This is a genomic window from Ohtaekwangia kribbensis (assembly GCF_042676245.1).
GTDB lineage: Bacteria > Bacteroidota > Bacteroidia > Cytophagales > Cyclobacteriaceae > Ohtaekwangia > Ohtaekwangia kribbensis.
The window spans coordinates 2041870-2064845 of sequence record NZ_JBHTKA010000001.1 but is presented as its reverse complement, the minus strand read 5'-3'; the positions used below and the strand labels follow the sequence as shown (position 1 = coordinate 2064845).

The following is a 22976-nucleotide window of genomic DNA, read 5'->3' as shown; positions in this document are numbered from 1 at the left end:
AGATTAACCCCCTCAACGACATTAGTATGTCTTAAACTCGAACGGTATTTCTACCAGCTCTGAAAACTCCTGACCGGCCTCTTCCATGTCTTCATCATCTTCATGAAAGTACCACAGGATCTTCATGCCTTTAATGTCTTCCAGTGCAGACAACACATCCAGTATAAGTTTGGACGATGCCGTATTGAAGTATTCCAGTTTAAAAACGAATTCAGTAGAAGGGTTTGAGTCGCTGCTATATTTCTCAATCCACTCCAATACCGGGCGGTAAAACTCGGCAGAGTCTTCAGGCAGTGAACGACCGGAGATTTCAAAGATTCCGTTTTTCTTATCGAGGATTATTTTCGGTGTGTCTTCTGTTCCTTCCAGATTCAAAATTTCCATGGTATAAAGCTATTTATATTTCTAAATCAATTTATTCGTTATCTCTCGGCACATTTACTTTCAGACAAAAGAAGCAATACTCTTCGTTCATCTCAGGAAACTCAAACTCTAACTTCTCACCTGATTTTCTTGCCATGTCTACAAAGCCAAGTCCGGCACCACCTTTATCAGAGATCGTGGTGTTCTTGATGATCTCCTTGTAAAGATCTTTCAAACCATCTTTATCAAGGCCATTGATGCGGTCGAGTGCACCTTTCAGTTTGACAACATTTTCCTTGCGGATCGGGTTACCCGTCATGATCGAATAACGGTTGGCCTCCTTGCCGATCAGAAAGATCGCGGCATGGCTTCTTACCTGCCCGTCTACCAACTCATCGCTATGTTTCACAATGTTCTGGAGCGCCTCAACCATCACATTGAACACCTTGCGCTTAATACTCGATTCCTCGCCGGAAGAATCAAGGTTTCGCTCGGCCATGGACAGTATAGACTTGGTGCTCTCCTGGGTAAAATCACCCTGAAACACCAGAATCAGTTTCTGCGACATCATGGTGCGGTGCAGGTCATAAATAAAATTCATGCGTCAGAAGATTAGATTAAAATTGATTGAGATTCACTAAGTTAAAATTTATTTTATTTTAAAATCCACCTTCGCTTTTCAAAGCGCGAGGTTCGGTCTTTTACTGGTTTAAAACTTTATCCCGATCAGCAACACGTCATCCGTCTGCTTGTGGTCGCCTCTCCAGCCTTCCCATTCCTGATCAAATATAGTTACTGCTTCGTTCATGGACGATGTATGAACGCGTTCAATGATATCACGCACGCGCTTCGGTCCAAACTTACGCCCTTCCGGTCCGCCAAACTGATCCGGGAAACCATCCGAACTGAAGTAGATGGAGTCACCTTCATTTAACTTAACGTAGGTATTGGTAAAGTTAGTCTGGTTCTTAAATATACCACCACCAATCGGGAATTTATTACCTTTCACTTCTTCCATGGCACCGCTCTTCATAATATATAGCGGGCGGTGTGCTCCGGCATACTCTACTTCGCGTGTAGCCATGTTGATCTTACACAACGCGATGTCCATACCGTCTTTCGTAGTGGAGTCTTCGTCCTGGCGCAGGGTAGTTGTTACACCTTCGTCCAGCAAGTCGAGTATCTTGCCCGGCTCGGTAATCTTACGGCTTCGCACGATATCGTTCAGCAGGAAGTATCCGATCAATGACAACAAGGCTCCCGGTACACCGTGACCTGTACAGTCAACGGCTGCAATAAAGATTTCTTCTTTGATCTGTACGAACCAAGGGAAGTCTCCGGAAACGACATCGCGAGGTTTGTAAAGTATAAATGAATCTGGTAATGCACGGCCTATCACGCGGCTGTTCGGAAGAATAGCCGTCTGGATACGCTTTGCATAGTTTATACTTTCTGTGATCTTCTTGTTCTTGTTCTGAATCTCGAGCTCGATCATCTTACGCTCGGTGATGTCGTGTGATACCACCAGTACAGATTCCAGTTTATTAGACTCATCAAATTCAGGTATAGCGTTTACCTGCATAATGCGTTTACCCATCTCAGAAGGGAAGTCCATTTCGGTATCCGCTTTCTGGTTGGTAGCATTTACCTGTTCAACAACTTTCAACCAGCCTTCGAGTACGGACTGATCGAGTTCTGCATCTTTTACCTTCTTGTTGAGGAAGTATGCAGGTTGTTTACCGGTGTATTCTTCGATCACCGGGTTGATATAGGAGATCGATTCTCCTTCGAGACGTGTAATAAGGTCAAGCGAGTTTTCGGAGAGAGCCTGCATCTTACTGCGCATGCGTTGCTCTTGTTCTGCTCTTCTGCGTTCAGTTATATCGCGTGAGTTCAGGATATAGCCGTGGATGGCAGCGTTCGACATGAAGTTTGTTCCGGTCGATTCGATCCAGATAAAGCTTCCGTCTTTGGTGCGATACTCGTATTGTGTTGTAACTTTTTCGTCTGGATTTTCAGTCAGTTTTCGGAACAGATCTTTAAAGTTGTCACGGTAATCCGGGTGCACTTTGTCGATGTCGCTCTTGCCGATCATCTCTTTCTGTCCGTAACCAAGAATGGTCTCAACCGATGGTGATATATAGCGGATGCTTTCGTCTTCTTCGTAAATCGTAATAACCTCGGAAGCATTTTCGAGCAGAAGCTGCATACGCTTTTGTGTACGGTTCACTTCTTCGATCTGCTCTTCAAGTTTCTGGTTCGAGCGTTGCAGTTCTTCCTGTGTCGCCTGCATCTCTTCTGCATTCTGACGAAGTACTTCCTGCTTCTCTTTCAACTCATTACTCATTTCCTGCGATTCTGCAAGGAGTATACGGGTACGCTCGTTTACCTTAATGTTAAAGATGGTACGCGCAAGAATGAGCGAAAGCTCCTGTACAAATTTTACCTGTGACGGATCGAATTTACGGAAGCCGGCAAACTCCAGCACACCATAAACTTCTTCGTTGGTAATAAGTGGTACAATGAGTACACATGAAGGACGCTGGTCGCCTAATATACCGGATGTGATCGTTACATAATCATCCGGTATCTCGGTACGCATTACAGTATCTTTTTCAGCAGCAGCTTGTCCTACAAGTCCTTCAGCAAATTTGAATTTTGCTTTCAGGTATTTTTTACGATTGTAGGCATAGCTCGCGCGCATTTCAATTACGGCTGGTGTACTTTCATCATTCACCACGTAGAATGCACCCTGTATAGCACCGATCTTTTCAAGTATAAATTTGATCACGTCCTCACCGAGGGCATCGATGGAATCGTGCATACGAAGAATCTCACTGATCTCGGCAACACCGCGTACAATCCAGTTTCGCTCTTTATCTCTTCTTTCGTTCTCGATCAGGTTGTTACGCATGTCGATAAGCGAGAGACCAAGTATATCATTTTCACTGGCAGGTTTAAAGGCCGTGTCATATTTACCTTCACCAATGCGCTTGGCAAATTCAGCATTGCCACGCAGGGTGTGAACGAGTTCATTTACTTTGGTGCCCATCTGTCCGAACTCATCGCTGCTGGTTTGTTCAGAGTTCTCGGGCAACACACCTTGTGCCACCAGGCTTATAGTATTACGCATGGCGTACAGGGGGCGCGTTAACGAGCGTGAAAAAAGCATCGCCAAGAATATGGCCAGTGCTACGATACAAAGACCAGCATACGTAAATGTGCTTATCAAACCTTTTGCATCACCGTGTGCTTCTTCAAGATCCATCTTGGCAATAAGGGCCATGTTCTTGCCAACCTTGCGCGCTGTTTGCAGAATCGGATTACCGTTCAGGTCTTTACCGGTAGTCGGTATAGATCTACCTTCCACAGCATCGGCAAAACCTTTTACAAATTGTTCATTCGCATTGTAGAGCATGATGGCGGATGAAGTATCGCCACGCAACGGACTTACAATTGCTATTTTCTTGGATGCAGGATCTACACGGCCCAACAGCAGTTCGCCGGTTTGGCCGAGACCATGGTAGTTCTTCAGTATTTTATAAGCATTCGTAAGGTTGAGCTTTACGATGATAAGTTGCTGGCTGCCGCTGTTGGTGGTAACAGAACCCGCTACAAATGAAAAGTAATTATTTTTTTTATCGCGATGTACAGATGTAAAGTGTATATCGTTTTTAGCGCGTTCGAAAGTTATACCATCCGGATCGATGAAGTTACCTTTTACATTCGGGTCGGTAGAAGCTACAACGGCACCGGTAGGCGAAGTGATGATGATGTCATCTACTTCAAATATATACTTCTGTTCTTCCAGGAAACCGTTAAGGCCCCCGCTTGCACTCTCGGTTGGTGCACTGGCAGTTGTAGAATCAGCAGGCGCTGCGGTCTCATCCGGAGCTCCCATCATGGCGAGCATGTCCATACCACCACCGCCACCTGCTGCAGCACCATCGCCTTTCTTGATGGTTTCTGAATTCTTTAATACTTCCACGGCCATGGCAGCCTTGTCGAAGTAAGTGTTCAGGTATGCAGCACGATTATCGGCCAGCGCATTGAGTGTAGCTGAATATTTTTCCTGGTTTGCTTTCAGGTGATAGTCGTAACTAAAAAAACTGATCGCGGCTACAGCCACGAGCGACACCGCGAGTATTAAAATCGTAATCTTGGTGCTGACGTTTATGCTTTTCATCGCTTCCGTTTAGGCTCTGGTTGAAATTTTATCGGCAATTAATTCTGCAGATTCCTCTACAAACTTGCGCTGGTCTTCGGTAAGGTTTGTAAACGATGCGATCTCGATTACTCCCAGTACACGTTCTTTCTTGATCGGAACAATCAATAAAAATTTAGGAGAGGCACTGCCCAATCCTGAAATGATCTTGATATATCCCTGTGGCACATCATCAACATATAGGGTCCGTCCGCTGGAAGCAGCCTGTCCTATAAGTCCTTCGCCAAATTCGTAGCTGATCACCGTGCTTTCACCGATCGTAAGAGCATATCCGTTTTTCAATTCTACTTTGCGCTTGCCATCTTCTTCTTTCACTATATATACAGCGCCCTGGCCGGCATCCAGCTGTTTACACACAGCCTGTAAACCTGCCTGAAGTATATCTTTTACTGCATTCGCCTGGTTAACATTACTCTTTACCGTATCGAGGCTGATGGTGGTTTTGCCCGCCTGCTCGGCAGCTTCACGCTCGGCAGTGGCCGCATCTACTATACGGTCGCGCATTACCACGACTTCTTTTTTATAGCGAAGCGCTGACAGAAGTGTTACAGCTCCCAACACAAAGGTGAGAACGAGTATGATATAAATATTTACAAGCTCTGCCTGATAACCATCGGTTAAACGAAGGTTAGCGGGCAGGGAGTAAATAAGATATAGTGAAATGCCTATACCTGCAGTAAAGACTGCTGCCAGTATCAGGTTCAGGTAATAGCGATCGTTAAATAGACCTGTCATCGATATTGTTTATCTAGTTCCTTTAAAAACTCTACAATTTGATCAACCTTCATGATGTGATCAATTTTTGTTGCGGCCAGTGCAGCGCGTGGCATGGTATCAATCATACATTCCGAAGGTTCCTGTACGATGGTCAATCCGCCACGGTCGTGTATATGTTTCATTCCCAACGCGCCATCTTTGTTGGCGCCGGAAAGAAGAATTCCGATCAGCTTCTCTTTATAGACAAAGGCACTGGTGCCCAAGGTTATATCAATAGCCGGTCTGGAATTGTTTATCATCTCTTCGGTAGAGAGGGCAAAGTAAAGCCCGAGTTCTACAGACATGTGATAATTGGCCGGAGCCAGATATACACTTCCTTTTTTAATATTCTCTTTATCATGGGGCTCTGTAACCTGCACAACGCTTTTAATAGAAAGAGCTTCCACAAACCCATTACGCACGTGCTTCAGCCTGTGCAGGCACATGATAATTGGTAACGGAAAACCTTTAGGCAACTGTGACAGGATCTTTACCACACCCTGGAAGCTGCCTGCTGACCCACCGATAACAACGGCTTTATAGCTGTTATTTAGGTTGTACTTACTCATTCGTAAAAGGCAAACTTCACTTAATCTTTTATTTTCTTATAAATCTTCTCTTCATTATTTACCACGATGAAGCGATTGGCATAGTCGCACCAGATCAAAGATTCCTTTGAACCAATGGCGAGGTAGCCATACTTAAATAAACTCTCGTGGAATTTCTTCAATACCTCGTTCTGCAAGGCCTGGTTGAAGTATATCATCACGTTCCGACAAAGAACAAGATCAAATTTGTTGAAGATATCGCCCGTTACCAGATCGTGTCTGCGGAACGAAACGTTCATAAAAAGATCTTTATTGAAAACAGCATTACCGTTTTCTTCGCGGTAGTAGTCTTTAAAACTCCTGGTGCCCTGGAAGCGGATATAGTTCTTCTCGTTCAACTCCATATTCTTGATAGGATAGGAGGCAAGCTTCGCCCGCTCAAGAATATTTACATCGAGGTCAGTAGCAATGAGGGTAACATCGTGAAGTATACCCATCTCTTTAAGCATGATGCACATGGATACAACTTCCTCACCAGAGGAACAGCCGGCATGCCATATCTTGAACTGCTTGTGGTTAAGCATGATCGCGGGAATAATTTCCTCGCGCATGATGCGCCAGAAACTCGGGTCACGAAACATTTCTGTTACGTTTACCGTGAGTTCGTCCAGGAACTCATTAATAAAAGAAGGCTGTTCGGTAAGCTTTTTCAAAAGGGCATCAACGGAAAGTTTCTTTAACTCCATGATGCGTAGTACACGCCTTTTGAAAGAAGACATCGCGTAATTCCGGAAGTCATAGTTATACTTCTGGTAGATCAGCTCCGAAATTCTTTTAAGGTCTGCAATATCAATATCGAGCATGAAAAGGTCTTTATAAAAAGGAACCCAAAGTTAATTTCTATGTTAAACTACCGAATGGATTTGAACATTAAATCTTACATGTGTTCAAAAGCCTTCGTAGCACACAATTTTTCTAAGTAAATGAAATTACTGAAATCGTCCTAATTAGCGAGAAAAAGGAACCAAAAACTTTACTCACAACCCGGTAGAAGAGCTTCATTAAAAATAGCACAGCATGTGCACGAACGATCACGAATAGCTTGTATTTCCTGATTTATGCTTTCAGGATCTTCCCCTCTTTGGTATTAAATGTTTTACCTTGTTTTACGTGCAAGCTCTTGCTGCGTGATTTCCAGCGCTTCTAAATTTATTTTCAGTGTTTTTGCAATTTCTTCTGCGAGCTGCCAGTCATCTGAACGCACAGGCTTTTGTGCGAGCTCTTTTTCTAACGTGGCGATCTTGTCCAGAAGAGCACGTTCTTTGCGTTCCAACGTGAGTGTTGCCTCTTCCAGTTTACCCGTTGTGCCGGATATATTTCCAAGCTGTTGTTCCAACTCCTGGATGCGCTCTATATAACCGTGCTCCTTGCGTGCCACTTCTTCCTGTGTGGCCTGCATCTCTTCCATATTCTGACGCATCTCTTCTTCCTGCGCACGCATTTGTTCGGTTTGAGACTGGAACTGCTCTATGAGGTATTTATTTTTCTGCGCGGCCCGCACGGAAGCAATAGACGATGCTATGGTTTCTCCCAGCTTTTCAACAAAAGTTATTTCATGCTGTGCATACTCGTTGAATGAGGCAAGTTCTACGATACCATATACCTGTGTATCAACCTTCAGCGGCACAATGAGTATAGACCGCGGGTTGGCATCGCCTAATCCGGACGTGATACGGATATATTCGTCAGGGAAATTTGTATAGTAATTGGTTTCAGCTTCCAGGTACGTTTGTCCGAGTAAGCCTTCGCCAAGCTTGATCCTGCGTGTCTCAAACTTCTTGATGTCGAATGCAAACAACGATACCAGTTCGAGGTGTTTGTTGTTCTCATCTTCGTCATTCAATATATATAGTGCGCCCTGGTTAGACTTGGTGTATTGTACCAACGCGGCAATGATCTTGTCTCCAAGTGTAACAATATCGTCACTGGACGAACGCATGATGTCCACAAATTTTGCAAGACCTTCATTGGCCCACTGGCGTCTGCGCTCCTCTTCATTCAATGATTTTAGTTTGCCCTGCATGTCAATGAGTGAATCAGCCAGTTTGTTTTTGCCGTGATTATAGCCACTGTCCAGTGTAGCCTTGTAGTCTATATCCAGGTTGCCCTGTCCAATGGCGGTAACAAAGTCCGTAGCATCTTTCAGGTTCTCCAGTGTCTCATTGATCTGGTTTGAAAGTTTGCCAATCTCATTCTCAGGAGAGTCAGACGTTTGTTGATGGTTGGCTGTGTTGATGCGAAGGGCATTGAGCGGACGAAGTATATAGCGCTCGAACACCAGAAAGATCAGCGTAAGCAATACTACATCAAATATAATAATGGCGATAACCCAACGGTGCACGGAAGACTTCTCTTGCATAACTTCCTTCTCTACATCGTTGAAGAGGTTGTCATACCACTGCGACAGTGTTATCGATAAACTTTCTTCTTTTAATACAGCTGCAGCCCAGGCTTTATCCGGGATAGACGTTGGCTGTGTTACAACGGCATTATACGTGCTGTCACCTGCCGGTGAGTCAGAAGTTGTTGTCGGGATTTCGTGAATGGTCAGCACATCTCTTACCGAACTCTTATATTCTTCCCAGTATTCTTTCAGATTGTCGTACGAGATACGGGGCAGGCGTCTGAGAGGCTTCAGCATAACATCGGTGCGATCGATTCGTCCTCCTTTGCCAAGGATCTCGAGCTGGTGATCCTGGTTTACGATCTTCGCTTCAATCTCTGCTGAAAGATCTTCTTTCTTGGTAAAGTGGCGTTGCACCATCAGTGATATCTGCTGGCTGGATATCTCTGCGCTGCGTATGAAATCAAGTTTCTGCTCTACTTCATCCAGTACATTGATGCGATATTGAATGATATAATACTCCGCGAAGTATATCAGGAACATGACAACGAGCAGGTAAATACCGATCAGCCGCAGAGATGTATTGCGCAGAAATTTCATAATCACCAAATAAGGTAAAATACCCTAAACCCCAAAACTGCTGTATGGAAAAAGCTGAAAGTGAAAAATCATGGGGCATTTATTACTTCCGCCCCCTATAAATCAAACGCTTTGAGACACTACAGGCTGTCGTTGGTAAACCCGAAGGGCAACAACGAAAGGGCCGAAGGAGCTTTAATCCACTGATGCTGCTGGCTTTGCATGATGATCTCGATCGGAGCCTTCTGCCGGTTCTCAAACTCCAGTAGCACCTGCCGGCACTCGCCACAGCATGTAGCCGGTGTAAGCTCGCTCTCGCCACGTTTCTGTGCTGTTACCGCTATCTTGATAATCTTAACATGCGGATAAAGTGCATACGCTGAAAACAGTGCCACGCGTTCTGCACATAGCCCGGAAGGATAAGCCGCGTTCTCCTGGTTCATGCCGGTAATAACCGAACCATCGTCCAGTAACGCTGCAGATCCTACCATGAAGTTGGAGTAAGGAGCATACGCATGTGCCAGTGCTTCGCGGGCTTTCATCACCAGCTCCTGCGCACCAATGTCCAGATCACTGATATGATTAACAATGATAAATTCTTTCATAGATAGCGTCTTAAAAAGAATGAAAAGTTAATGAAAAAGCAGAAAGTGAAAAGCATTTATATAAAAAGCAGAGATATAGCAGCGCTGCTCAGCAGTTTAACCTTTATACTTTCTGCTTTCATCTTTACACAGATCGTATAACTTTACGATCAAAGTATTATGTCCATGAAAACTATTCTAGCACTCGGGGCCGGCCGCTCTTCATCGGTGTTGATATCCTATCTGCTGCGACAAGGTGAAGCGAACGGATGGAAAATTCTGATTGGAGATATATCGCAGGATGCCGCACGCGACCGGATCGGTAGGGCTATCGTTGGTGAAGCGATTGCTTTTGATATTACACAAGAGGAGGCCAGTAAACAATCTATAGCGCGTGCCGATGTTGTGATATCGTTATTGCCGGCACATTTTCATCCGATGGTGGCGCAGCATTGCCTTGCGCTGGGTAAACATTTATTGACGGCAAGCTATGTATCAGACGAGATGATGGCGCTTCATGATGCCGCTAAAGCAAAAGGTTTACTCTTTCTGAACGAGTGCGGTCTTGATCCGGGTATAGATCACATGAGTGCCATGCAGGTAATCGACAAGATCAAAAACAGCGGAGGAACGCTGGTATCATTCGAATCTTTTACAGGTGGACTGATCGCTCCAGAAACGGATCCTGAAAATCCATGGCGGTATAAATTTACCTGGAACTCGCGCAACGTTGTTATGGCCGGACAAAGTACAGCTAAATATATTCAAAATGGCACGTACAGATATATACCCTATCAACAGTTGTTCAAGCGCATTACACCAGTGTCGGTGCCGGGCTATGGTGAATATGAAGGATACGCCAATCGCGATTCACTGAAATATATAGATACTTATAAACTTCAGGGGATACAGACGATGCTGCGCGGCACGTTGCGTAATAAAGGTTTTTGCAGTGCGTGGAATGTGCTGGTGCAGTTAGGATGCTGCGATGATACTTACCCGATGGAGGGTGTCGACCGCATGACGCATCGAAGTTTTATAGATGCATTTGCAGATGCCGATAAAACTGTATCGCTGGAAGAGAAACTCATGCGGACATTTTCGCTTGCAAAAGATGGACCTGAACTTACGCGCCTGCGCTGGTCAGGTTTACTGGATGACGAACCCGTTGGTTTAACCAGTGGAACACCAGCACAAATACTTGAATATATACTGAATAAGAAATGGAAGCTGAAACCTGCCGACAATGATCTGATTGTTATGTGGCATCGCTTTGTGTATGAGCAGAGCGGAAAGCGGCGCGAGATACAGGCCTCCCTGGTGGCGCGTGGTGAAGATGCTGTCCATACTGCCATGGCTAAAACCGTGGGGCTCCCGTTGGGTATAGCTGCCAAACTTTTGCTACAGGGTAAAATAAAGCGTACCGGGGTCGTGATACCGGTGGATGCAGAATTCTATACACCTGTTCTGCAGGAGTTGAAGACACTTGGCGTAGAACTGACCGAAACGGAGAAATAAAAACAGGTACATCGCCTGTGATGTACCTGTCTCTTTTATATTATATATATACTTCTTACGAAGAACGATATGCCATTTCGTAAACTGATTTTACGTGTGGTCCGAGGAACACGCGTGCATATATACGAATGATGGCCAATCCATCGATGATGAAACTAAGCGACACAAAGAATGCAAGCAGCGCCTGGTCTTCGTGTATGTGACTGAAGATAACATCTTCTCCGATGAAGGTTGGTGTTATCGGAAAACCGGATAATCCTAAACAGGTAAGCAGGAAGAGAAACGCCAGACCACTATGTTTGTATGAGTGACCATGAAACTGATCGAGGTCTATGCTGCCTTCCAGCGTTTTCAGTTTACGCAGGCAGAGTATACCGATTATACCCGATACCGTTATACCACTCAGGTATAGAAATGTGTGATTGGAACTGAAGTGCTCGTTGAAAGAAATAGCCAGCGCCACCCAGAAGTGATTCATAATTACCAACGTCCAGCTCATCTGCGCATGCTTTCTTTCCGAGAAAGCTTTCAGAACCATAACAAGTCCTATTAATGCAAAGAGTATAGGAAGTTGCCCGTGGATTGTAGCGGGTATCAACTCTTCATTATACAAACAGAATAACCCGGCTGCATATGCGCCTGCGAAGAAAATCAGTACCCGCTTCAGAGTAAGGAAGCCTAATTTGTTACCAGCCCACTTCAGCGGGTTCCATAGGTAGCGATACATGAATGAATCCAGATTCCATTCTTTGAGACAGAGCATGTAAAATGTATACTCGATCTTTTTAGGTAGAGAATCTTCAAACGTATGCTCGCGTGGAGTAAAGTTATAGAACTGCTCGCGGATGAGGTAACTCACCACCGATGGTGATACCAGGAGCTGATACGTTCTCAGGAAGGCGTTGCCAGCAAAGTGGAACAGTGCGAGTGTCTCCAGACCTGCTGCTACTTCAATAAAGATCAAACCAATTTGCGCTATAGATGCATACGCAATCTGACTTTTTACAGATGATTGAACCCTTGCTATACCGGTTGCTATAATACTGGTTAACAACCCTACGATACCGATAAGAATTCTTACGGAGAGTTGATGCTCCCAGAACGGAAATGTTCTTACCAGCAAAAATACTCCGAGGTGAACGGAGAGTGAACCATAAAAGATAGCGCTGGATGGTGTTGGACCTTCCATGGCGCGTGGCAGCCACGATGAAAAAGGAAACTGTGCCGACTTGGCTGCTGCGGAGATCAGGATCATCAGCGATATAAATACTCCGATGAGACTATGCGTTTGCAACTGTGCATCTACTAAAGTATAGTTGTTCAGTTTGAGAAAAGTAATGTTCTCGTGCCACAGGTGGTGACTCAGCCACATCGCCAGAATGATGCCGACATCGGCAATACGATAGATAGAGAAGATCTTTACTGCATTTTTTACCGGCAGGTAACGATCTCTGTAAAACGCAATGAGCAGGAACGAAGCTATACCCAGTATCTCCCAACCTATAAATAAAGTTTCCAGGTTGCCGGAGAAGATCACAATGTTATACCCGAGGTAAAAGAAAAGAATCGTGTTGAAGAATCGCTTGTAGCCACTCTCGCGGTGTAAGTATGCACGACTATAAAGTGTTACCAGGAATGTAAGGAATGAACCTACAAAAAGATACATCGCGGTGATCTTGTCGAAGTAAAAATCAACGAAGAATTCATAGCCCGGACTGCGGAACAACGCAATGTCTTTGATGTTCAAGGTAGGATGTCCGTTCAGCAACCACCACCCGAGGAAGCCAACCGCTATAGCCAGATGCAAACCTGCTGATACAAACGCTGTGCGTGATATCAGTGTCTCCTGTCGCGCAGGGATCAGCAGACTAATTATATACCCGACCAGCGGGAGAAGTATAAATAAATTAAGAATCGATGTCATATAGCGAGGGCTTAAGAAAGTAAGTGAACTGGTATATTTTCCTGGTTAGATTCGATGAGCGATGCTACATCCGAAACAGGATCTACGGTTTTTACCGTTGTCTCATACGGATAGAACGCTCCCTCACGAAATACCGAGAGTGCTTTTGTTTCCGGATTAACCGTAATCAGGTTTACCCATTCGTTGATGAACCATTCGTATGTCTCTGCATTTTTTTGAATCGTGCGTAATACAACATCCGGGAAGTGCTCAACGATGATGAGCAGACGAACTGGGTCGTGTACTTCGATCATCTGGCTCGGCAGTCCGGGCCGCAGATCACCATCTATACCGTTGGCTACTCCGAAGAGTCCCATCACGTTGTGTGGCAGTTTTGTTCCGGCACCCAGTTTCTGATTGTCCACGCGTGAGAAGAAATATTCGAGATTTATACCTCCGCATACCGGGGCAGCAGCTTTCAGAATGTTGAACAGGTAAGTTCCCTCCGGATCTACTTTATAATCGAACGAGTTCATGAACGATCGCCTGTCCAGAAATATACCTTTTGATAATTCTCTGCGGCCTACAATACAAAGTGCATTGGTAGCGTGGTTAAGTTCAGGACGTGGTTCGAATAATGAGACCGAACGTATTTTGATCTTATCGTGAATTTTTGCCGGAGTAAGCGTTGTGTCGATGGACTCGAATCTTCGCGATCTCTCTTTTGAGTTATAGTCCAGCGCGTTATTAAATATACCCTCGTTCTTTTGATGGTGCGCGTGGTTTACAGGTGTAAGTGAATCTTCATCAAAGAATACAATCTCATCGCGTGTCGTGTCGTGAAGACCACCCACAAATTGTGTCTCATTCGGAATTACGATGCCTTTACCAGCGAGGATCTCGCGCACCTTCGGATGGTTTGCCATAAAGCATACCACGCGTGAGTTAACGGAACCTGCTCTACCTGAACATGCACCACAATCATACGCGGCATAGTGCGGGTTGTTTACACTGCTCGAACCATGACCTACTACATATACTACAGGGGCAAAGTCTTTTACAAGACCTATACTTTTTAAAAGTCCTTCCACACGCACTGCCATTTCATCAATCGTGAATCCTACCTGCAGATCGTGTTCACGATGCTCCGGATTTTTATTTTCGATCGTGAGCTGCGCATGCTTATCCATATGACGGAACGAGTATGCTGCAGCTGGTCCCATCGATGGTCTGAATATATTGATGAAGAGCTTCAGTGCCGACCAGAAACCCAGTGTATGAGTAATTAACCAGCCGCGGAACAATGAATGTGTTGGCTTGGTGAAGTGTATATCTTTACCACGCTTGCTGCGTGTACCTACTTCCTTGATCAGGTATTTCGGTGTTACGGGTGCAGGACAAAGTTTAGTATGAAACTTTCCATGCTCCGGACGGAAGTAAAACTCAACACCAAAAAATCCCGGAGTTCCAAAGGTCTCGCATGACGGATCAAGTTTTTCGAGGTAACGTCTCAATGAACATTCGCGATCGTCAATGCAGAACATTGCCTGAAAGCTTTTTACTTTCTTTTCAGTCGGAGTATTGGAAGACAATTGGATACCGGCAAGTACCTGGTCGTAGTAACTCCACTCGAACGCCTGCTGCCAGATGCCCAGCACTTCGTATAGTTCTGTTGACGGAACGTTTGCAAAGAGCTCGGTTGGTTTATCTTTTAATTTAGCCGTAAGCGGAAGCCAATTGTCTTTGCCGAAGTGATAGTCCAGTGCATCAATCTCCAGCAGTAATTCAAACGAGATGAGATCATGCAGCGATATCTTCTTCGGATCAAGCAATGTCTCCGGCTGGCTCTCGATGGTGGACACCATACCAGACCAACCCTGATGTGCAAATTGCTGATCGAATATATACTGTTCGTATAGCGACTCATTACCAACCAGTATCTTCAGTAAATCCGGTATAGCTGTTTTACCTTTCAGTAAAAGTTCTTTCGCCCGCCTGGTCCGGAAGAAGCTGGTAAAGCTGTTGCGCTCCATCTCTTTTACGGAAGGGAGAAAACCTTTATGCCACACCGGAAAATTCCACATTGAAATTCCCTGATCGAGATAACTGCAGAGTATACGGAAGAGTATAGGATGTACAAGTGAATCGAGGTCGATCTTGAAATACTTTTTCCAATTTGAACGCAGGGCACCGATGCGGGGCGTTGCTGCGTTGTCGTATGTTTGGGTCAGGAGTTTTTCTCTCCATGTAGCAAGGGCATCTGCACCTTTTTGTTCGCTGATTATTTTTGAGACAACCTCTTCGCGGATTTTACCAGACTGGTAAAGCGATCTGTATTCTTTCAGCGAGAGCGTTACTTTATAGCCGAAAATTTCAGATGCATGTCGGATCGCATCCGGGAATTTCAGTTTTTGAAAAGCGTGAAGTGTATTATGATGAACGAAATCTTTCAGGGGAGCCTGTGCAGGCAGATAGTGCTTCAACTCGTGAAGTACATCGTGTTCGTTGAAGGATGAACCGTGAGCCTTTTCTTCATGAGCTCCGTCCAGTTCAACGATAGAGGAATGTTGCGTTTTCATTTATAGTATATGAATATTTTTGAATACTGCCGGTGATAGGCGTGTTTCCTTTTTGCAGATGATAGCTGCAGACAATGAAAATGCTTTAGGGAAGCAGCTTCATTGTCAGAACGTCTGTATGAGAAGCTATCAGCCTGTGATGCCAGTGAAGTGGCGAACAGAAAAACGAATCAGATAATCAGAGACCGCTGGGTAAGATATAGCGGTATACTTGCTGCATGTTCACACGAGTGTGAAGGATTATGTATGCTATAGTCCTGCGACTCGGTAACAGAAGCAAGCATGAGCGCGTCAACGAGACAGATAAAGAAAAAATGATTATCGGAGCGATCGTCTCCTTTCTCTTCTTCTATCTCTTTTTCCTCGTAAGGAAGTTGTGTATCAGATTTGGAATGTGCCTTTGCTTTCTTGGTGATAACGAATTCCCTGGTTTTGCCGGGCGCAGCAAAACCGGTAATAGAAGTGCAAACGATTGATGCTAATAGAAGAATAACCACCGCAGTGCTCAAGAATGACCTGATGTGATTTTCTTTTTTCATCTAAGACAAATGTAAAGAAATTATAGCAGGTTTATATACAGAAAACCAGGCACTTGGTAACTAAAAAACAGCAAAGACTATGGGTGTACTATATCCGGATACTTTGTAATGTTTTCAGGCAGGTTCTACATTTTACTCCGCTCGTAAGCATCGTCAATGAGTAGCCTGGCACCGCGGGCGGCCTGCACAGCCAACTGATCGCAGCGTTCATTTTCCGGATGACCCGCGTGCCCTTTTACCCACGTGAACCGTGGTTGAAACTTATGATGCAGCGGTATATACTGTTGCCACAGATCGGGGTTGGCCTTGTCTTTAAAATTCTTTTTCTGCCAGCTCCATAACCAGCCTTTTTCAATAGCATTAATAACATACTCGGAGTCTGAGTAGATCATTACCGGTATACCTTCTTTCTTGATAGCCTGCAATGCCTTGATCACCGCCAGCAACTCCATGCGGTTATTGGTTGTAAGACGAAAGCCTTCTGATAACTCTTTAACAGCGTCTTTGAACTTCAATATTACGCCATAACCTCCGGGACCAGGATTACCCTGTGCTGCACCATCTGTGTATATCCGGATCATAATGACAATGCATGAGTTTTAAAGATCTTCACCGCGATGGCCAGCAATATAACTCCGAATACTCTGCGCAATACAGCAAACCCTGATTTACCAATAACGCGTTCGAGCCAAACCGATGAACGCAACACGAGGTATACGAAAATAAGATTGAGTAAAACGCCTACCAGTATATTTACCTCCTGGTAAACAGCACGCAATGAAAGTATAGTGGTTAATGTACCGGCACCGGCAATGAGTGGAAAGGCGAGGGGCACTACTGATCCTGAACCTTTTGCATCCGGATCGTCTTTGATCAGGGTTATACCGAGTATCATTTCCATGGCTACAATAAAAATTACAATAGCACCGGCCACTGCGAAGGATGCAACATCAAGTCCGAAGAGTGTGAGTATAGATTGCCCCAGAAACAGGAAGCTAACCATTAGTGCTGCCGATATGAGTGTGGCCTTCTCTGCATGAATTCTTCCTTCGCGTTTGCGAATGATGATGATAAACGGAATGGATCCGAGAATATCAATAACAGAGAAGAGGATGAGGGTAACTGAAAATATTTCCTTGAAATTAAACATAGCGCAAAACTAACGAAAAAAGCCAGATATGAATCCGGCTTTTTGAGAGGGCTTTTTTGTAAGGTCTTCGTTAAAAGCGCAGCGGCACACCTACTGATAATTGTAACACACGATTCTTGCTTTTCTCTTCGTGGTTCAGGTTGGTCATGCTCATACCGTATCGTACATCCAATGCTATACGATCGAATATGGTTACACCTGCTCCGGCTTGTAAACCAAAATCAACGTTGTGGTCGAATGAAGTTGTATTTACTTCATCGCTGTCGTAAAAGCGAATGTCGCCTTCGGTGTTGGTTGTCTCATCGTATTCAAATTCATCCTGAATGTGCATGGTACTTTTATATTTACCATCTAGCCCGAACCCTAATGATGGTCCTGCCTGCAGTGCTATGCGCAGCTTCTCAGAACCAAATTCATATTTAGCCAGCACGGGTATCTCCAGGTAATTGATGGTATACTCCTGGTGTGTGGTGAAGTGATAGTATGATTCACTTCCGGCAAAATCACCGGTAGCATCCACCTTGAATCCTTTCTGCACAAATGAAAGTTCAGGCTGAAGCGAAAATATACCTTTGGCGAATGTGCCAACCGATATATTATAGGCAAGCCCTATGACATACCCGGACTGCGATTGTATTTCGTTATCCATTTCCTTTACAAAATCATCGGCTTGTAAGGTGGAGATGGTTATGCCGGCACGCGGTATAAAAGTTTGGGCTTGTACCGCGGCTACACTGGCAAAAAGAAAAAGTAAGATTAAAGCTTTCTTAGACATAGGTGTTTATACTGATTTCTGCATGCATACGGATACAACGTATGGGCTGGTTGCAGAAACTACATGCTTATGGAGGCGGTATGTTGCACAGTATATAAAACGAAAGTGCCGGAACAATGTCCCGGCACCTGTCTACCTAAACCTAATCTAACCCCTTAGTGAAGAACGCAGGTAACGGTAGAATTACCTGAGTAGCCTTTGATATTATCAGAAGTATATCTGGTATTGCAGTAATACTTGTCCTTTTGTACCATCTTTTATATAGTCGCCTCCCTGGTTGATGAACGCAGGTCGGTTTTGATAGTCAAGTGTAATTTTGCTGTTGTGTCCTTTAATGAACCAGTTCACACCAACATCCCACACATTCATCTGGTCTTCGAGACGATCGTAGTTGGCGCTCATCAGCGAAGCATATGGCATCAGTGTTCCGTTACCTTCACCCAACAGGTCCTTCTTCAACAGGTATCCTACCTGTGCATATAACACTTGTCCGGTGCCAAACATCGGGAATGCATTACCTGTGCTGCCTGCAATATACTGTGAGCCAGTAGCCAGTCCGTTGGCTGGGTTCATAGAGCCATTATAGCGCAGGTAATTTGTTCCATAATCAAGATTGTAATAGCCTGCATACGCGGATAGTGCTGTTCCTTTATCTGCATTTAGCGGTGCATCATAGAACAATGCTGCAGACCAAAGTTTCATATCCTGGTAGTTGGTTGTTACACCTCCATCGGTGGAAGTCCACATGGCATTTTTCTGTGTGATGAAACCAGCTTCGAGGTTAAACACTTTCTTTTTGCCAAGGTATGTGCCGGTCATATACGGTGTTACATTGGATTCTTTATCAAAGAAATTCCACATGAAGAATCCCTGATATTGTTTGTGGTGTCCGGTTTGTGCAAAGGTTGCATTAGGACTTATAGCCGGTGCAGCTTGTCCGTTGCTGGTTACCGGAAACGGATCACTCAATACAACGCGGTAATCAAATTTACCCACCTGGCCGCGTGCATATATACTTAACTTGCGGGAGAACTCATCGGTCTGATCTACGGTAGCCTGTGCAAACACAGGAACGTCCAATGTCATAATAGTACTAACACTCGGCTGACTGAAACGTGAAAGTCCGTTGGCAATGGTTAAACCGCCACCCAGTTTCAGCCAGTCGTTGTCTTTCCAGATTTTATATTCACCCAACGCATCGTGGAAGAACACCTGGAATTTACGATTGCCACTGTTGGAAGCATTTTGACCCGAGAGAAAATTAAAGTTATTCTGTCCGAATTGTGTATAGAAGAAAACGTGATCGGTTAATTGCCCATAGAACTGAATACGTGTTCTGCGTAAACCTATATCAAATGTTTCGTTAGCGCCTTCACCCAAAACAGTAGTGCCCGGGTTACTTTGATTGTAGCGAATCCAAACCTGGTTTGAAAATGTCCACTTCAGGTAGTGACTTCCATCTTCATTCAGTTTTAGTCTCAATTCTTCAATTGTATTCGCTTTTGGTTTGGGTTGAGCTTGTGTGGTAGTAGTCGTTGCAGTCTGCGGGTCTGTTTGCGTTTGTGCCGAAACAAAAACCGGCAGCGCAATACCCGTCAAGATCATAAGTACTAATTTTCTCATTCGCTATGCTTTTAGTTTTTTCTAAGGAGTTTCTAATGTGTACTATATATCCTGCTGTCTTTAGATGCAGCAGGTATATTATAGTCACATGTCCAAAATTATTTTTTTTCTGCGGGGTAATATCGTCCGCTTGTGTATTAGTTGTAAGAAATGACCTGGTTGTGCGGAATGCCGTTGTAGAATACGCGTAGTGCTTCTTTACCTTTGGTGGCGCGGAGTACACCCATCACGGTAAGCTTCTTTTCGCGGATGCGCTTCTGTATAAAGTCATACGCCAGCAATACATTGCATTGCTGCACTATGTTGAGTTCGAGCAATGCTCGCTCAAAAAATGCCGGATCTGTTTTATATTGAATGGAGAAAGGATGCAGATTAAACGTGAGGTCAGCAACCAACGGTTGGGTTAGTGCATCTTTCATAATTCGCTCCACGGCTTCCGTGTGATGGTTGCCGGTAATAATAATTTGTCTGCAGCCGTTCTCTTCAACACAATGCTTAATCTTCTGAAACTGCGAATCGCTATGCTGATTCAGAACATTACCCCGGGAACTGATGAGCAGTATATTTTTATTCCACTCACGCTTTATGCAGTCATCTTTTTCATGACATGCAATAATGAGTGTCTTCTCCTCCCGAAGTAATGATCTGAATGGCATCAGGCTTTTCATATAGAAGCCGGTTGTACCTGGTGTTTGTTGAGTACACTTACAAAACCTTCTACAAACTCAACCACTTCGCGGATGTCGTCTGCAGCAAGTTCTTCACGCTTCTTATATACCAGCAGTTTATTGCGATGTGATTCGATGTGTATGCCGTTGTGATTTTCAAGATATACCAATGCGCTTTCAGAGAAGAATTCGCGAACTGCGGCTTCGTCATCACCACGCAGATAGTATTTCCTGGAGAACACCGGGTGATCTTTGAAGTCTATATCTTTTCCGAAAGTAAGTTCCGAGAATTTAGTCCAGAGGTCTTCAGGCTCCAGTGCAAAATCAGGAATGGTAATATTCAGATCCGTTACATGCAGAATTGTGATGTGTGTATCCTGCTGTGCTGTGCGTGCACCTTCGCTTAGCGTGATATCCGAAACTTCAATCTTGGCGAAGTCGCTATATTTCAGCAATACGTTTTCTTCGTATTCGATCTTGTTTCCTTTCTGTATCGGGAAATCTTTATACTTGGCAGCTGTACGAACCTTTTGCGGATAGAAGTTGAAATCATTTTTGTCAGCAAGGGTACGCAGTGTTATCTGGCGCGGTGTAAGACGTATCTCAATTTTGTTTGCAGAGTCTTTTGATATTTTACGCGCTGCCAGCGGGTGATTGGAGAATGGACTGAATCGCTCAAGACCATTCCATACTACTTTACCGCCCGTCTGATGATAGTCTTCTTCGAAGTGATGGAGTTGTTCCATGAACGAGTGATCTACCAGTTTAGCATCGCCAAAGCTGAACGTGATCAGTTTACCTGGCTTGAACTGGCTGAACAGTTTCTTGTAGCCCAGGAAGTTCGAGAACGTAGCAGCACCTTTTACTTTTACAGTATACTCGTCATTCTCCTCGGTAAGTGTATAGTCTGCTTTGAATAAACTTGTGAACGGAGCACCATTAATGATGTGGAAGATAAATTTGGTAAGGATACCAGCTCCTACACCTAATAATAAATCTTCGGCCACGGTAACAATGATGGTTACTACGAATATTACAAATTGCTCAGGACCGATCTTGTAGGTACCTATAAATTCTTTAGGCGATGCCAAACGATACGCTACAGCAATAAGCATGGCAGCCAACGCAGCATTCGGTATCATTTCAATTACCGGTATAAGCAGCAGCATGGCAATGAACAGGAACAAACCGTGAAAGAAGTTTGCCCAGCGTGTACGCGCCCCGTTGTTAACGTTCGCTGAACTACGTGCCACTTCCGAGATCATTGGCAAACCGCCAAGTAAACCAGATATACCATTACCCAATGCTAACGCTCTTAAATCTTTGTTATAGTCTGATTTCCGTTTCCATGGATCAAGGCCGTCAATCGCTTTTACTGTAAGTAATGATTCGAGGCTGTTCACAAACAGGAACATGAATACATATTTCCAGAATACAAATGTATCGATCGCAGCAAAGCTCGCACTGAAGGTTACGTTCTTCCAGAAATCGCCAATGCTAACCAGTGAACCTTTATACAGATTTTTGAAATCAAGTACTAATGCCAGGGGAATCATGATCACCAGCACCAGCATAGGCGCAGGTATCTTTTTGAATACACCACCGAGTGCAGGTAGACCAAAGATGATTACCAAACTTAGTATACCGACCAACGCTATATGCCAGTTTGCATTGGCAATAAATACAGGTATATGGGTATATAACTGAATAGGGCTAAGACCTTTTGTTAAAGCCGAATCAACACCGAGTAATACGGGAAACTGTTTCGCGAAGATCAATACACCAATGGCAGCAAGCATACCGTGTACGGCTGAGTGTGGGAAGAAATCACTGAGTGATCCGAATTTCAGTACACCGAATAATACTTGTATTGCAGCCATGATCACAACGGCACCACATGCAAGTTGTGTAGCAGAAACGCCTTCAATATGCAGTGCACCTAAATCTGTTACGGCACCGGCACATACTGTGATGAGTCCTGCTGCAGGACCTTTGATGGTGAGACGACCACCTTGAAATATACTTACAACAATACCACCTACCATGGCTGTAAGCACACCCATGGCGGCATCAAAACCGCTGGCCTTGGCTATACCAAGACTTAATGGTAATGCTAATAAAAATACCAGGAACCCCGATAGGGAATCGGTCTTCCAGTTTTCTTTCAGGCCTGCGAAGCCGTCTTTTGGAATATTTAAAGCTTTCATGTTAAATTATTATGATCGTTGGGGATTAGATGCATTTAAGTACAAAAAGTCAATTCCGAAATTTTTAGCGATCTCATTTTCGAAAGGGGACATCGAAAGGAAATCTTTGGAGAGCGAAACCAATTGTTTTCTGCCCGCGGTCGGAAGTTCATGACTCAGGATTTTTATCTCTTGATCAAGATCATTTTGGATATAGCAGATGAACTTTATCCGATCGCCATCTTCGGCATACGCTGTATATAGTGTACAGTGATTGCCCGGTTGCTGCAGTAATTCTGCTACTACGGTATAGAAGTGGCTATAGGACAGGACCGGAATTTCAAGGGTTGAAACGTGGTCAGTTTTTTTCACCGCCAGGTAATGCGATGAACTGAGAGTCTTGTTCATAACTGAAATAATTAGAATGAATTGATGAATATGTTCTTTGACGGAACCGACCCGAGCGGACTTACCTAATGTTGTATGCGGAAGAAATGATCAGGTCGGCTAAATCACAGGAGAACAAAAGAGATTTAGCGCGACTATGCCGAATAAGGCATGGCGTTACAGGGACTT

General features: G+C 44.4%; 19 protein-coding genes. 1 reads left to right on the top strand and 18 read right to left on the bottom strand.

What is annotated here, in order from left to right:
* Positions 1-21: 21 nt before the first annotated feature.
* From ACFQ21_RS08325 to ACFQ21_RS08290, 8 genes are all read right to left on the bottom strand, one after another.
* Positions 22-384: a DUF1987 domain-containing protein gene (locus tag ACFQ21_RS08325; RefSeq protein WP_377577519.1), complete on the bottom strand. Its 363-nt coding sequence runs from the start codon at positions 382-384 to the stop codon at positions 22-24.
* 31 nt (positions 385-415) lie between these two features.
* Positions 416-964, bottom strand: a complete 549-nt coding sequence (locus ACFQ21_RS08320) for a SiaB family protein kinase (protein WP_377577515.1) — start codon at positions 962-964, stop codon at positions 416-418.
* Positions 965-1072: 108 nt separating this feature from the next.
* Positions 1073-4549, bottom strand: a complete 3477-nt coding sequence (locus ACFQ21_RS08315) for a PAS domain S-box protein (protein WP_377577512.1) — start codon at positions 4547-4549, stop codon at positions 1073-1075.
* Between the two features lie 9 nt (positions 4550-4558).
* The gene (locus ACFQ21_RS08310; RefSeq protein WP_377577509.1) at positions 4559-5323 is read right to left on the bottom strand and encodes a GAF domain-containing protein; all 765 of its coding nucleotides are present in this window, start codon (positions 5321-5323) and stop codon (positions 4559-4561) included.
* Positions 5320-5913 (bottom strand): chemotaxis protein CheB, encoded by a 594-nt coding sequence (locus tag ACFQ21_RS08305; RefSeq protein ID WP_377577506.1) that lies wholly within the window; start codon positions 5911-5913, stop codon positions 5320-5322. The genes ACFQ21_RS08310 and ACFQ21_RS08305 overlap by 4 nt, the downstream gene beginning before the upstream one ends.
* Before the next feature lie 20 nt (positions 5914-5933).
* Positions 5934-6755 (bottom strand): CheR family methyltransferase, encoded by an 822-nt coding sequence (locus tag ACFQ21_RS08300; protein WP_377577503.1) that lies wholly within the window; start codon positions 6753-6755, stop codon positions 5934-5936.
* Positions 6756-7048: 293 nt separating this feature from the next.
* Positions 7049-8896 (bottom strand): GAF domain-containing protein, encoded by a 1848-nt coding sequence (locus ACFQ21_RS08295; protein ID WP_377577501.1) that lies wholly within the window; start codon positions 8894-8896, stop codon positions 7049-7051.
* 119 nt (positions 8897-9015) lie between these two features.
* On the bottom strand, positions 9016-9480 hold the full coding sequence (locus tag ACFQ21_RS08290) for a cytidine deaminase (protein ID WP_377577498.1): 465 nt from the start codon (positions 9478-9480) through the stop codon (positions 9016-9018).
* Positions 9481-9645: 165 nt separating this feature from the next.
* Here ACFQ21_RS08290 and ACFQ21_RS08285 point away from each other — a divergent pair, with 165 nt between their 5' ends.
* Entirely contained in the window at positions 9646-10977 is a 1332-nt protein-coding gene (locus ACFQ21_RS08285) for a saccharopine dehydrogenase family protein (RefSeq protein WP_377577496.1), read from the top strand.
* A 55-nt stretch (positions 10978-11032) separates the two neighbouring features.
* On the opposite strand, the gene ACFQ21_RS08280 is transcribed toward ACFQ21_RS08285, so the two are convergent.
* The 10 genes from ACFQ21_RS08280 to ACFQ21_RS08235 form a co-directional block, all read right to left on the bottom strand.
* A complete protein-coding gene (locus ACFQ21_RS08280; RefSeq protein WP_377577493.1) occupies positions 11033-12901 on the bottom strand; it encodes a proton-conducting transporter transmembrane domain-containing protein in 1869 nt (622 codons plus the stop codon).
* An 11-nt stretch (positions 12902-12912) separates the two neighbouring features.
* Positions 12913-15459 (bottom strand): YbcC family protein, encoded by a 2547-nt coding sequence (locus ACFQ21_RS08275; protein ID WP_377577491.1) that lies wholly within the window; start codon positions 15457-15459, stop codon positions 12913-12915.
* 170 nt (positions 15460-15629) lie between these two features.
* Positions 15630-15998, bottom strand: coding sequence for a hypothetical protein (locus ACFQ21_RS08270; RefSeq protein ID WP_377577488.1), 369 nt, complete (start codon positions 15996-15998; stop codon positions 15630-15632).
* 125 nt (positions 15999-16123) lie between these two features.
* A complete protein-coding gene (gene rnhA / locus ACFQ21_RS08265; protein WP_377577485.1) occupies positions 16124-16579 on the bottom strand; it encodes a ribonuclease HI in 456 nt (151 codons plus the stop codon).
* Complete coding sequence (locus ACFQ21_RS08260; protein WP_377577483.1) at positions 16576-17148, bottom strand: MarC family protein; 573 nt, start codon at positions 17146-17148, stop codon at positions 16576-16578. Before ACFQ21_RS08260 ends, rnhA begins: the two co-directional genes overlap by 4 nt.
* 70 nt (positions 17149-17218) lie before the next feature.
* A complete protein-coding gene (locus ACFQ21_RS08255) occupies positions 17219-17923 on the bottom strand; it encodes a porin family protein (protein WP_377577480.1) in 705 nt (234 codons plus the stop codon).
* A 207-nt stretch (positions 17924-18130) separates the two neighbouring features.
* Positions 18131-19546, bottom strand: coding sequence for a hypothetical protein (locus tag ACFQ21_RS08250; RefSeq protein WP_377577477.1), 1416 nt, complete (start codon positions 19544-19546; stop codon positions 18131-18133).
* Between the two features lie 137 nt (positions 19547-19683).
* Positions 19684-20214, bottom strand: a complete 531-nt coding sequence (locus tag ACFQ21_RS08245; RefSeq protein ID WP_377577475.1) for a carbonic anhydrase — start codon at positions 20212-20214, stop codon at positions 19684-19686.
* Complete coding sequence (locus ACFQ21_RS08240; RefSeq protein ID WP_377577472.1) at positions 20211-22421, bottom strand: SulP family inorganic anion transporter; 2211 nt, start codon at positions 22419-22421, stop codon at positions 20211-20213. The genes ACFQ21_RS08245 and ACFQ21_RS08240 overlap by 4 nt, the downstream gene beginning before the upstream one ends.
* Before the next feature lie 9 nt (positions 22422-22430).
* Entirely contained in the window at positions 22431-22808 is a 378-nt protein-coding gene (locus ACFQ21_RS08235; RefSeq protein ID WP_377577469.1) for a hypothetical protein, read from the bottom strand.
* Between the last annotated feature and the right edge of the window lie 168 nt (positions 22809-22976).

What these genes read in the sequence shown, in the direction of transcription:
- ACFQ21_RS08305 (WP_377577506.1), bottom strand. Translation starts at nt 5,913, where the DNA reads ATGAGTAAGTACAACCTAAATAACAGCTATAAAGCCGTTGTTATCGGT.
- ACFQ21_RS08310 (WP_377577509.1), bottom strand. Translation starts at nt 5,323, where the DNA reads ATGACAGGTCTATTTAACGATCGCTATTACCTGAACCTGATACTGGCA.
- ACFQ21_RS08320 (WP_377577515.1), bottom strand. Translation starts at nt 964, where the DNA reads ATGAATTTTATTTATGACCTGCACCGCACCATGATGTCGCAGAAACTG.
- ACFQ21_RS08285 (WP_377577496.1), top strand. Translation starts at nt 9,646, where the DNA reads ATGAAAACTATTCTAGCACTCGGGGCCGGCCGCTCTTCATCGGTGTTG.
- ACFQ21_RS08240 (WP_377577472.1), bottom strand. Translation starts at nt 22,421, where the DNA reads ATGAAAGCTTTAAATATTCCAAAAGACGGCTTCGCAGGCCTGAAAGAA.
- ACFQ21_RS08290 (WP_377577498.1), bottom strand. Translation starts at nt 9,480, where the DNA reads ATGAAAGAATTTATCATTGTTAATCATATCAGTGATCTGGACATTGGT.
- ACFQ21_RS08315 (WP_377577512.1), bottom strand. Translation starts at nt 4,549, where the DNA reads ATGAAAAGCATAAACGTCAGCACCAAGATTACGATTTTAATACTCGCG.
- ACFQ21_RS08280 (WP_377577493.1), bottom strand. Translation starts at nt 12,901, where the DNA reads ATGACATCGATTCTTAATTTATTTATACTTCTCCCGCTGGTCGGGTAT.
- ACFQ21_RS08255 (WP_377577480.1), bottom strand. Translation starts at nt 17,923, where the DNA reads ATGTCTAAGAAAGCTTTAATCTTACTTTTTCTTTTTGCCAGTGTAGCC.
- ACFQ21_RS08260 (WP_377577483.1), bottom strand. Translation starts at nt 17,148, where the DNA reads ATGTTTAATTTCAAGGAAATATTTTCAGTTACCCTCATCCTCTTCTCT.
- ACFQ21_RS08270 (WP_377577488.1), bottom strand. Translation starts at nt 15,998, where the DNA reads ATGAAAAAAGAAAATCACATCAGGTCATTCTTGAGCACTGCGGTGGTT.
- ACFQ21_RS08235 (WP_377577469.1), bottom strand. Translation starts at nt 22,808, where the DNA reads ATGAACAAGACTCTCAGTTCATCGCATTACCTGGCGGTGAAAAAAACT.
- ACFQ21_RS08245 (WP_377577475.1), bottom strand. Translation starts at nt 20,214, where the DNA reads ATGAAAAGCCTGATGCCATTCAGATCATTACTTCGGGAGGAGAAGACA.
- ACFQ21_RS08250 (WP_377577477.1), bottom strand. Translation starts at nt 19,546, where the DNA reads ATGAGAAAATTAGTACTTATGATCTTGACGGGTATTGCGCTGCCGGTT.
- ACFQ21_RS08300 (WP_377577503.1), bottom strand. Translation starts at nt 6,755, where the DNA reads ATGCTCGATATTGATATTGCAGACCTTAAAAGAATTTCGGAGCTGATC.
- ACFQ21_RS08275 (WP_377577491.1), bottom strand. Translation starts at nt 15,459, where the DNA reads ATGAAAACGCAACATTCCTCTATCGTTGAACTGGACGGAGCTCATGAA.
- ACFQ21_RS08325 (WP_377577519.1), bottom strand. Translation starts at nt 384, where the DNA reads ATGGAAATTTTGAATCTGGAAGGAACAGAAGACACACCGAAAATAATC.
- rnhA (WP_377577485.1), bottom strand. Translation starts at nt 16,579, where the DNA reads ATGATCCGGATATACACAGATGGTGCAGCACAGGGTAATCCTGGTCCC.
- ACFQ21_RS08295 (WP_377577501.1), bottom strand. Translation starts at nt 8,896, where the DNA reads ATGAAATTTCTGCGCAATACATCTCTGCGGCTGATCGGTATTTACCTG.